The organism is Butyrivibrio sp. (assembly GCF_017940685.1).
In the GTDB taxonomy this organism is placed as follows: Bacteria; Bacillota; Clostridia; order Lachnospirales; family Lachnospiraceae; genus Butyrivibrio.
On sequence record NZ_JAGAYD010000245.1, the window covers coordinates 1 to 11673 of the forward strand.

An 11673-nucleotide genomic window follows, 5' to 3' on the forward strand; every position below is an offset into this window, starting at 1 on the left:
TATAACCGCGCCATGCTGGCAGCAGGCAACATGGCTGGGCGCTTTAACCTTGCAGGTAACTTTATCCGCGCCTGGAATAACTGGGATGATGTGGACAGAAGAGGCTTTGCCATCATTGATTGTATGATGAACCTGCCTCTTTTATACTGGGCTTCAGAAGAGACCACAGATCCAAGATTTAAGATGATGGCAGTAGCCCACGCAGATACGGCAATGAAGACCTTTGTAAGAGAGGACGGATCTGTTAATCACATTGTTGTATTCGATCCTTTTACTGGCAAGATGGTAGAGAGCCTTGGAGGTCAGGGCTATGGCGTAGGCTCATCCTGGACAAGAGGCCAGAGCTGGGGAATTTACGGCTTTGCCCTTAGCTACGGATATACAGGGGAAAAGAAATATCTTGATACTTCAAAGAAGATTGCAGATTATGTTATTTCTGAACTTGGAGATTCATACCTTGTACCAATAGATTACCGCCAGCCAAAAGACGTTGATCTTGAGGATTCAACAGCAGCAGCCATAACAGCTTCAGGTCTTATTGAGCTTGCAGGTCATCTTGAGGGCGATGAAGCAGACAAGTACCTTGACGCTGCTATAAAACTTCTTAAGACTCTTGATGAGAAGCGCATAAGCTGGGGACTTGATACAGACAATCTTCTTAACAACTGCGCTGTTGATTACCACGGCGATGGCCATAACATGTCCATCATCTATGGCGACTACTACTTCATCGAAGCCATGATGAAGCTTGATGGCACAGCACTTAAGATTTTCTAAGGAAACGGTGACGAGCATGAAGTTTGAACCTACAAAACTTGACTATACATTAAGTCCTTACACTGGTATGACCAGGGACAGCTGGATAGAGGCTGCCAAATACCTGCTAAAGGGCGTTTTTGACAACCTTGAGAGTATCGACGCCCCAGTTGTGATGCCAAGGTATGAGACAGAAGTAACATATCCTCAGAAGGGCGCTCCAGAGTGGCGTATAAAGGCTGAGTATTTTGAGGGCCTTGCCAGATCTTTTTTCATCTCAGCGCCGCTGGTGCACATTGAGCCAGACCTTACCTTAAACGGAATAAACGTCAGGGACTACTACAAGAAACAGGTCCTATGCGCCGTAACTCCCGGGGAAAAGAACTATGTCCTTAATTACACGGACATGAAAAAGACTGATACTTCAGGAAATCTCTTTTCCGCGTTCCAGCAGACAGTTGAGACTGCGGCGCTGGTTATCTGCCTGTGGCTGTCAAAGGAAGAGATCTGGGACACCTATGAGAAAGAGGAAAAGGACAGGATCGCAGAGTTCTTATCTGACTTTGGACATGCCAACACTGTTCCTCAAAACTGGCGACTTTTCAACATGCTGGATCTGGCGTTCCTTTACATGAACGGCTATGACATCGATGAAGATATTATGAGGGACCACGCCCAGAATATCCTTAATTACTATGTTGGAGAGGGCTGGTACAGGGACGGACAGAGCTTTGACTACTATTCCTGCTGGGCCTTCAACATGTACACAGCCATGTGGAACACCTGGTACGGCTATGAAAAAGAGCCTTACATTGCAGCGAAGTTTGAAGAAAACTCAAATGAACTTATGAAGACCTACCCTGACTTTTTTGACAGGGACGGTTTTACCAATATGTGGGGCAGGAGCTGCATTTACAGAAACGCAGCAACCAGCGCCTTTGACGGAAACCTTCTTATGAAGAACAATACCATGGATCCGGGACTGGCAAGAAGGATTTGCTCAGGGTCACTGCTTCAGTTCTTTACAAGAGATGACTTCTTATGGAGCGGAGTGCCCACACTTGGTTTCTATGGACCGTTTGTACCGCTGGTTCAGAGCTATTCCTGCGCTGAGTCTCCCTTCTGGCTTGCCAAGGCACTTCTTTGTCTGCACCTTCCAGCTGATCATCCATTCTGGACAGCCAAGGAAAACAATGGAAGCTGGGAAGACTTAAAAGAAGGTGACGTCAAGGTAACGACCTTAAACGGTCCTGCGCTTTGTTTTTCAAATCATGGATCCAACGGCATCACAGAGCTTAGAACAGGTAAGATCTTAAAAGCTAAGGGCGACGTCCATGGAATGAATAACTACTCTAAGCTTGTATTTAACAGCAAGTTCCCTTGGGAGGCCACAGTTTCAGAAAACGTTGAGTCACAGCAGTATGTGGTGGAGTACACAGACGAGAACATCTTTGTTAAGGCTAACGCCACTTTCTGGGCTGGAGAAAAGAAAGACGTGCTCTATAGGCGTCAGTTCTTTGAATTTGAACCTGAGTGTGAGACCCACTGGAAGACCGCAATAAACCTTGCAGACTTTACTGTTCCCTACGGAATAATAAGGGCAGACAAGATAAGATTTTACAGGCGCCCAGCAAGGATCACCCTTGGAACCTTTGGATTCCCTGACAATGGAACAACCATGGAGACCAGGGAAAAGGATGGATTTAAGGCGGTAATCCTAAAGGGTAAGGACCACACTGGAAAAGAAAAGCAGCTGGCATTTACCACATTTGCCGGATGGACAGAAATAAAGCGCGTTGACAGCACTGGAACAAATCCCGACAGCGAAAAGTCCATTATCCTGTACGCAGAGACAGAAAGAAACAAGCAGTATGGATATGATCCATATTTCCTGATCTCCCAGACTATAACCAAGGAGTCCCACGAGGACTTTACTGAAGATGAGCTGTTTCCGATCAGTAAGATCGAATACACTGATCCTCAGAACTGCGGCGGATATGGACCGGTTACTATCCACCTGAAAAACGGAGAAACCAGGGAAATAGATTTCTACGGAATCGAAGCAAAACTATCTTTGTGATAGATAATAAAAGAGGTTAAGCAAATGAAAATATCAGTTTATAACGACTGGGATCACGTGGCCAAGGCGGAGGCAGAAGGCCCTGATGAAGCAGTCCTTGCCTGGGACGGCGAATACAGAAAGGGCGACATTATTGAGTTTTCAGATCTTGAGCCTGGACGCTTTTATATGGTGAAGGTAGATGCGGCAATTGAAACATCTCTTGTACTTGTGAAGCAGGAGTCAGTTCTTTATACTGTTCCCTTCTATGAGAAAAAGACAAGCTACAATCCCCTCTCTTTCTTTGGAAACAGACATGTAGTGACTATCCGCTATGCAAGGGACTATGAGATCAACTCTTATAAGAACCTTGCCCTCAACCCTTTTGACCAGCATGAGGTGTCAGGGGTATATCCACACGCCAGTGCCAACGTAGAAACCAGAGGCGAAGCAGTGTTTGCAGCAAGAAACGCAATTGATGGCTGCATCTGCACCTTGTCCCACGGCGAGTGGCCCTACGAATCCTGGGGCATCAACAGGCAGGATGATGCCAAGATCACAATAGATTTTGGCAGAAAGGTTGATTTTGACAAGATAGTTCTTTATACAAGAGCAGACTTCCCTCATGACAACTGGTGGGTTCAGGGAACCTTTGAGTTCTCCGATGGAACAACGCAGGTTGTGAATATGGACAAGAAGGTACAGGAGCCCCATGTCTTTGAGATAAGCAAAAAGGGCATAGAGTGGATCAAGCTTGGAAATCTCATTAAGGCAGACGATCCAAGCCCGTTCCCGGCTCTTACCCAGATAGAAGTGTACGGAACAGAAAGTAATTAAATTATTAAAACACCTTCCAAGGATTAATAGTTTTTTAAGAAACGCTGCATTTTCCGGATGTTAGAATATTGTTAGTTCTTATGAGAAAACAGGAAGGTGAGATATGAATACTTATTTTACAAGAGGTAGAGATCAAAATAAGAGCAGGCTGTTATCTGTTGTGCTGATAATAGCCCTGCTTTTTTGTTGCACAGGTTTAAGCGGCTGTGGAAAGAAGAGCGGTAAGGCCCTATCAGAATACTGGGCGGCTGACTCGGAGGCAGCGGAGAGCCTTCGCCAGTACGTTTCAAAGGTTACAAACAAAAAGGACAGTGAAAACTTTATCCCGGTTGAGGACAGAATTGCTGTGTTTGACATGGATGGAACTCTTACCTGCGAGACTTACTACACCTATTACGACACAATGATGTTCATCAATTACTGTCTTGAGGATCACCCTGAAAGGGTCTCTGACGACCTGAAGGCAGCAGCGGCTGAGATAAAGCCAGGCTATACTGCAGGCGAGGAGCTTGCAAGGAACTTTGCCAAGGCCTACGCAGGAATGACTGTAAAAGAGCTCTATGACTACGCTGTGGAATTTGGCCAGAAGGAAACAGATAGCTTTAATAACATGAAGTACATTGACGGTTTCTATCTGCCAATGGTGGAAGTGGTCAAGTACCTTTATGACAACAACTTTACGATCTATGTTGTAAGCGGAACAGAGCGCACAACATCAAGGGCGATCGTAGCAAACTCTCCTATACGTGACTATGTTTCTCCTGCCCATGTGATCGGTACAGAGTTTGAAGTAAAGGTAAAAGGAAACGAAGATGTGTCTTCAAATATGGACTTTAAATATGCTGATGGCGATGAGCTGGTCTTCACCGGAGGCTTTATCCAGAAGAACCTTAATGCCAATAAGACCATCTGGATTGAGAGGGAGATAGGTCAGTATCCGGTACTTGCCTTTGGTAACAGCGGAAGTGATACCAGCATGATGAATTATGCTCTGGACAAAAGAAATCCATATCCCTCTGAGGCGTACATGGTTGTGGCAGATGATGATGTGAGGGAGTGGGGAACCCAGAACTGGGAAGAAAAATCCGCTGCCTACAAAGAGCAGGGATACGTTCCGATCTCTATGAAGAACGATTTCCTTAAGATTTACCCGGATGCCATCACCAGGGCAGAAAACCAGTATGTCGAAAAAGAAACCGAAGCAGCGCAGGCAGATAACATTATCCAGTTCCCGTCAAAGACAGAAGGAAGTGCTTCTGAGGATGAGAACGTAAGGGCAACTCTTTCAAGAGAAGGTTTCACATTAGAGAAGTCAGTGGTTCTTAGCAGACATAATATCAGAGCTCCGCTATCAGGAGCGGGCTCAGCTCTTTCCACCATAACTCCACATAAGTGGTTTGACTGGTCAGCGCCTGCAAGCCAGCTGTCTGTAAGAGGAGGGACTTTAGAGACAGAAATGGGCCAGTACTTTAGGAAATGGCTTGAAAAAGAAGGTCTGTTTGAGCCAAACTACAGGCCAGAAGATGAGGCAGTCCGCATTTACGCAAACTCCAAGCAAAGGACTATTGCAACTGCAGAGTTTTTCGCGGCAGGACTTTTGCCGGTTGATGGTATAGATGTAGAGTATCACAGCGATTTTGACACCATGGATCCGGTCTTTAACCCGGTTTTCACCTTTGCTTCTGATGATTATGCAGCTGATGCAACAGAAGAGATCATAGAAAAGTTTGGCCCGGTGATAGAAGATCTGAGTGATAATTATTCTCTTTTAGAGGATGTGATTGATGTGAAGGAATCTGATGATTATAAAAGTGGTTCCTTTACAGGCTTTGATACAGGAGATGACGAGTTTGCTATCGAAGAAGGGAAAGAACCTTCAGTATCAGGGTCACTAAAGAAGGCCTGCCAGATAAGCGATGCCCTGGTTCTTCAGTACTTTGAGGAAGAAGATGAAAAGAAGGCAGCTTTTGACCATGACCTTACTACAGAGCAGTGGGAAGCAATCTCAGAAATAAAGGATGTGTACGGTGACACTCTCTTTACAGCCCCACTGATAGCCACAAATGTAGCGCACCCTCTTCTTCAGGAGATAGAGAGTGAACTTACAGCAGATGGCAGGCAGTTTTCCTTCCTTTGCGGACATGACTCAAACCTGGCAAGTGTGATAGCTGCCCTTGACGTTTCAGATTATTCTCTTCCGGATACGATAGAGAAAAAGACTCCTATAGGAGCAAAGCTTGTTATAAACACCTGGAAGGATGGTAGCGGCGAAGAGTACATCACCCTTGACCTTGTATATCAGAAGACTGAGCAGCTAAGAAGCATGAGCATTCTTGATGACAACAATCCTCCTGGAATCTATACACTTCATCTTAACGGAATTAAGGCAGATGAAAATGGAATGTATAAGGCAAAAGACGTACTTGACCGCTTCAAGAGCGCAATAGAAGCTTATGACCTTATGATAGAAGAGTATCAACAGGAAGGCGCGGCATAAATATCATATCTAAAACAGCCATCTGAATCCAAAGTTCAGATGGCTGTTTGTATAAGTCAGTCTTTTTTATCAAAATCGTCTGGAACATGTGAGAAGACTCCCTGTCTTACAGGAGCAGTATCTTCACTTGAAGCTTCCTCAGCCTTGGGCTCAGTAGCCTCTTCTACAGGCTCATCGTTAACTGCTTCAGGACTTACTGCAGTCTCTTCGGCACCAGCGAGGGCATCAATGAATGCTCCCTTTGCTGATTCGCCAGGAGCCTCTTTATCCTTGGGCTCTTCCTTGTCCTTAGGCTTCTTAACAGGAACGTTCTCACCAACAAGTGCTGACTCAGCTCTTGTAGCATAGATCCTTCCGTGCTTGGCAGCCTCTGCTTCTTCCTCAGTAGGTTCAGGAATGTTGCAAACCTCGCGGTAGATCTTCATGAACTCTTTACCAGTGATGGTCTCTTTCTCAATGAGGAACTGAGCGATCTTATCCATAGCATCCAGGTGCTCACTGATGATCTTCTTAGCTTTGTCATAGCAGTCTGCAAGGAGCTTTTGAACTTCTGCATCTACAAGGCTTGCTGTCTGGTCACTGCAGTTAAGGACTCTGTTGCCATCAAGGTATCTGTTCTGGATGGACTCGAGCTGCATGAGACCGAACCTCTCGCTCATACCAAACATGGTGATCATGCTGCGGGCCATTGATGTTGCCTTTTCGATATCGTTCTCTGCGCCGGTTGTAACAGTGTTAAAGATAACTTCCTCTGCTGCACGTCCGCCGAGAGCAACGATGATGTCGTCGATGATCTCATCCTTGGTCTGAAGATATTTCTCATCCTCAGGTACCTGCATAACATATCCCAAAGCTCCCATGGTTCTTGGAACGATGGTGATCTTCTGAACTGGCTCTGTGTTCTTTTGAACTGCGCTTATAAGTGCGTGTCCAACCTCGTGGTAGGATACGATCTTTCTCTCTTCCTTGCTGAGGATCCTGTCTTTCTTTTCTTTTCCAACAAGGACCTGCTCTACGGCTTCCATAAGATCATGCTGGCAAACATACTCTCTGCCTGCCTTTACAGCGTTGATGGCTGCTTCGTTGATCATGTTTGCAAGGTCGGAACCTACAGCTCCGCTGGTTGCAAGGGCGATTCCCTTAAGATCAACAGTTTCATCCATCTTAACGTCCTTGGAGTGAACCTTTAAGATCTCTTCTCTTCCCTTAAGGTCAGGTTTGTCAACGATGATACGTCTGTCGAAACGACCGGGACGAAGAAGAGCCTTATCAAGGATCTCAGGTCTGTTGGTAGCGCCAAGGATAAGTACACCCTTGGAGGAATCAAATCCGTCCATTTCGGAAAGGAGCTGGTTAAGTGTCTGCTCTCTCTCCTCATTGCCGCCGCCATACTTGCTGTCACGGCTCCTGCCGATGGCATCGATCTCATCTATGAAAATGATACATGGTGCGTTTTTACTGGCTTCGCTAAAGAGGTCTCTTACACGGCTAGCACCTACGCCCACGTAGAGCTCGATAAAGTCTGAACCTGCAAGTGAGTAAAATGGAACGTGAGCTTCTCCGGCAACAGCCTTTGCAAGAAGTGTCTTACCTGTTCCGGGAGGTCCTACAAGGAGGGCACCCTTAGGGAGCTTGGCTCCGATCTTTGCGTACTTGCTTGGGTTGTGAAGGAAATCTACAACCTCAACCAGTGACTCTTTTGCCTCGTCCTCACCAGCTACATCCTTGAAGGTAACACCGGTTTCCTTCTGAACATAGACCTTGGCGTTTGACTTGCCTACGCTAAGAGGTCCGCCGCCACGGCCCATTCTCTTAAAGATCACGGAAAGAAGAAGCCACATAAGAAGGATAGGTGCTATGTAATAAAGAAGGAAAGTGAGGATCGCACCTGATGAATCAGGAACCTCGCTTGAAACCTCTACTCCGGCATCTAACATCCTCTGAGTTAAAACGCTGTCTTCTTCTGCCTTACCTGTGAAATAAGTTATTGTTGTGTATCCTGTAAGTGAATAGCCAAAGCCGAGCTTGTCTTCGTCCTTGGTTTCCTTGGGATAGATGTTTACTCTGTCCTCTTCGATGATGATGTGATCAACCTTGCCCTCATCTACCATCTGAATGAATTCAGTGTAAGTTACTTCTGAGTTGGTGTTTTCTGAAAAGGCCTTCATGAAGTAGGTCATGCAGACCATTGTTACCACGGCTGCCACCAAAAGAAGGATTATATTCTGCTTCCTTGGAGAGCCATTCTGATCCCCTCCACCAAGAGGATTATTGTTTCTCTGATTCTGATTATTATCCATATATTTTTCCTTTATATATAATGCTATCTTATGCTATAATAGCACGAGATTGCTACACCACGATATACGAATTATATCGCATACAATTTATATTATCAATCATTCTATTTACATTTTCCCGGGAGGACATTATCAAAATGGCAGTAAAGTACATCTTTGTTACAGGAGGCGTTGTATCAGGTCTTGGAAAAGGCATCACAGCTGCATCCCTTGGCAGGCTCTTAAAGGCCCGCGGTTATAAGGTTACGATGCAGAAGTTCGATCCTTATATCAATATCGATCCAGGTACAATGAACCCAGTTCAGCACGGAGAGGTTTTCGTAACAGAAGATGGCACAGAGACTGATCTTGACCTTGGTCACTATGAGAGATTCATCGATGAGAATCTTGATAAGAACTCCAATGTTACCACCGGTAAGATATACTGGTCTGTACTTCAGAAGGAGCGCCGCGGTGACTATGGCGGACGCACAGTACAGGTAATCCCTCACATCACCAACGAGATCAAGAGCAAGTTCTACAGAAACTTTACTGATGACGACACAAGGATCGCCATCATCGAGGTAGGTGGAACAGTGGGTGATATCGAGTCACAGCCATTCCTTGAGGCCATCAGACAGTTCCAGCACGAAGTGGGACATGAGAACGCAATGCTCATCCTTGTTTCTCTTATTCCTTACCTTCGCTGCTCACAGGAGATCAAGACCAAGCCCACACAGTCAGCTGTTAAGACCATGCAGGGAATGGGACTTCAGCCAGACGTTATCGTATGCAGATCAGAGCTTGAACTTGATCAGGAGACAAAAGAGAAGATAGCTCTTTTCTGTAATGTTCCAAGCAGCCACGTTCTTAACAACCTTGACCTTGAGTACCTCTATGAGGCTCCTCTTGCTATGGAAAAAGAGCATCTGGCACAGGTAGCATGTGAGTGTCTTGAGCTTGACTGCCCAGAGCCTGACCTTACAGACTGGAAGGCAATGGTTGATACTCTCTATTCACTGAAGCACGAAGTAAGAGTTGCTCTTGTAGGTAAGTACACACAGCTCCACGACGCTTACATCAGCGTTGTAGAAGCTTTGAAGCACGGCGGTATCTCTAATCAGACTGCTGTAGATATTAAGTGGGTTGACTCAGAAGAAGTAACTGAAGACAACGTTGCAGAGATCCTTTCAGATGTTGATGGACTTATCGTTCCAGGAGGATTTGGCGATCGTGGTATCGAGGGCATGATCACAGCAATTAAGTATGCCCGTGAGAATGATCTTCCATACCTTGGACTTTGCCTTGGAATGCAGCTTGCAATCGTTGAGTTTGCAAGGGACGTTGTTGGATATGCAGATGCTCACTCAATCGAGTTTGATCCAAACACACAGCATCCTATGATAGCTCTTTTACCTGACCAGAACGGCGTCGAGGATATCGGAGGAACACTTCGTCTTGGCTCATATCCTTGCGTACTTGACAAGGATTCCAAGGCCTATGAGCTCTTTGGCTCAGAGAATATCACAGAGCGTCACCGTCACAGATATGAGGTAAACAACGACTACCGTAACGTTCTTGTGCAGAACGGCATGAAGCTCTGCGGAATGTCACCAGATGGAAGGATTGTGGAGATGATCGAGCTTCCTTCAAACCACTTCCACATGGCTACACAGGCTCATCCAGAACTTAAGAGCCGTCCAAACAGACCACATCCATTATTCTCAGGATTTATCAAGGCATCTCTTGAGCACGAGAATAACAGATAAAAATATTCATTAAACCGATAAAATTTATAGAAATTTTATAAAGGCGCGGAGTGCTAAACTCCGCGTCTTTTTTGACTCTTAAGGACTTGTCACTTGTAGCAGTGACAAAGTTAAAGATGTATGAATTGCAATTGGAAACCTATACAAATAGAATTAGATTAAATCAACCGGATGCATTCGACACTAAAGGAAGGGAAAACTTATGAAAGAAAAAATACAAAGTTTTGGTAGGTTTCTAAGCGGAATGGTAATGCCAAACATTGGCGCGTTCATCGCATGGGGACTTCTGACAGCTCTTTTCATTGAGACTGGCTGGCTTCCAAACGCACAGCTTAGTTCTATCGTAGGCCCAATGCTCACATATGTACTTCCAGTACTTATCGCTTACCAGGGTGGTAAAATGGTAGGAGGACAAAGAGGAGCAGTTATGGGTGCCATCATGACAATCGGTGTCATCTGCGGAACAGAGTACACAATGTTCATGGGTGCTATGATCGCAGGACCTCTTGCTGGATGGGTTATCAAGAAATTCGACAAGGCCGTTGAGGGCAAGATCCCTACAGGCTTCGAGATGCTTGTAAACAACTTCTCAGTTGGTATCCTTGGACTACTTCTTGCAATCCTTGGCTACTATGTAATCGGCCCATTCATGGGCGGCGTACTTGCTCTGCTTAACGGCGGTGTTGCAGTACTTGTTAACAACAACATACTTCCACTTGTTTCAGTATTCGTTGAGCCAGCTAAGGTTCTTTTCCTTAACAACGCTATCAACCACGGCATCTTCACTCCTCTTGGAGCAGAGCAGGTTGCTACAGCTGGCAAGTCAATCTTCTACATGATTGAGACAAACCCTGGCGCAGGTACTGGTGTGCTGGTAGCATACTGGCTCTTTGCTAAGGATAAGGTTACAAAGGATTCAGCACCTGGAGCACTTATCGTACATCTCCTTGGTGGTATCCACGAGATCTACTTCCCATATGTACTTATGAATCCACTTCTTTTACTTGCAACAATCGGTGGATCAGTGGCAGCTATGATCTTTAACACTGCATTCAAACTTGGTCTTGCAGGACCTCCATCACCTGGATCAATCATCGCTTACGTTGGAATGGCTCCTAAGGGATCAACATTCATGGTTCTTCTCTCTGTAGTGGTTGCAGCAGCTGTGTCATTTGTTATCGCAGCTCCTATCATCAAGCTCTCTAACTCAAAGCAGAGCCTTGAGGATTCAACAACACAGATGAAAGAGATGAAGGCTCAGAGCAAGGGCGTTGCAGCAAGCGAAGTTAAGACTGCAGCAGACAGCCTTGTAAAGGCAAACGGCGCAGAGATCAAGCACATCGTATTTGCTTGTGATGCTGGAATGGGCTCATCAGCAATGGGTGCAACAGTACTTAAGAAGAAACTCGCAGATGTAGGTAGAGCAGATATCGATGTTAAGCATGCTTCAGTATCTGAGATCCCTGCAGAGGCACA

At 45.6% G+C, this 11673-nt stretch carries 6 protein-coding genes and 1 pseudogene; 6 read left to right on the plus strand and 1 reads right to left on the minus strand.

Translation table 11 applies throughout. The annotated features are described in order from the left end of the window. The 4 genes and pseudogenes from J6I68_RS14815 to J6I68_RS14830 all read left to right on the plus strand — a co-directional run. Positions 1-777 (plus strand): annotated as a pseudogene (locus J6I68_RS14815) (glycoside hydrolase family 88 protein); the annotation flags it as partial. A gap of 16 nt (positions 778-793) precedes the next feature. Beyond that, a complete protein-coding gene (locus tag J6I68_RS14820; RefSeq protein WP_292221448.1) occupies positions 794-2836 on the plus strand; it encodes a DUF2264 domain-containing protein in 2043 nt (680 codons plus the stop codon). A 24-nt stretch (positions 2837-2860) separates the two neighbouring features. Next, entirely contained in the window at positions 2861-3652 is a 792-nt protein-coding gene (locus J6I68_RS14825) for a carbohydrate-binding protein (RefSeq protein WP_292221449.1), read from the plus strand. 103 nt (positions 3653-3755) lie between these two features. After that, positions 3756-6149, plus strand: a complete 2394-nt coding sequence (locus J6I68_RS14830; protein WP_292221450.1) for a histidine-type phosphatase — start codon at positions 3756-3758, stop codon at positions 6147-6149. A 56-nt stretch (positions 6150-6205) separates the two neighbouring features. Here J6I68_RS14830 and ftsH read toward each other — a convergent pair whose 3' ends face one another. Next, positions 6206-8449 (minus strand): ATP-dependent zinc metalloprotease FtsH, encoded by a 2244-nt coding sequence (gene ftsH, locus J6I68_RS14835; protein ID WP_292221452.1) that lies wholly within the window; start codon positions 8447-8449, stop codon positions 6206-6208. 137 nt (positions 8450-8586) lie between these two features. Here ftsH and J6I68_RS14840 point away from each other — a divergent pair, with 137 nt between their 5' ends. Next, positions 8587-10197, plus strand: a complete 1611-nt coding sequence (locus J6I68_RS14840) for a CTP synthase (RefSeq protein ID WP_292221454.1) — start codon at positions 8587-8589, stop codon at positions 10195-10197. Positions 10198-10399: 202 nt separating this feature from the next. Then, positions 10400-11673 (plus strand): mannitol-specific PTS transporter subunit IIC (gene mtlA, locus J6I68_RS14845; protein WP_292221456.1); only part of this gene is annotated, 1274 nt, incomplete at its 3' end.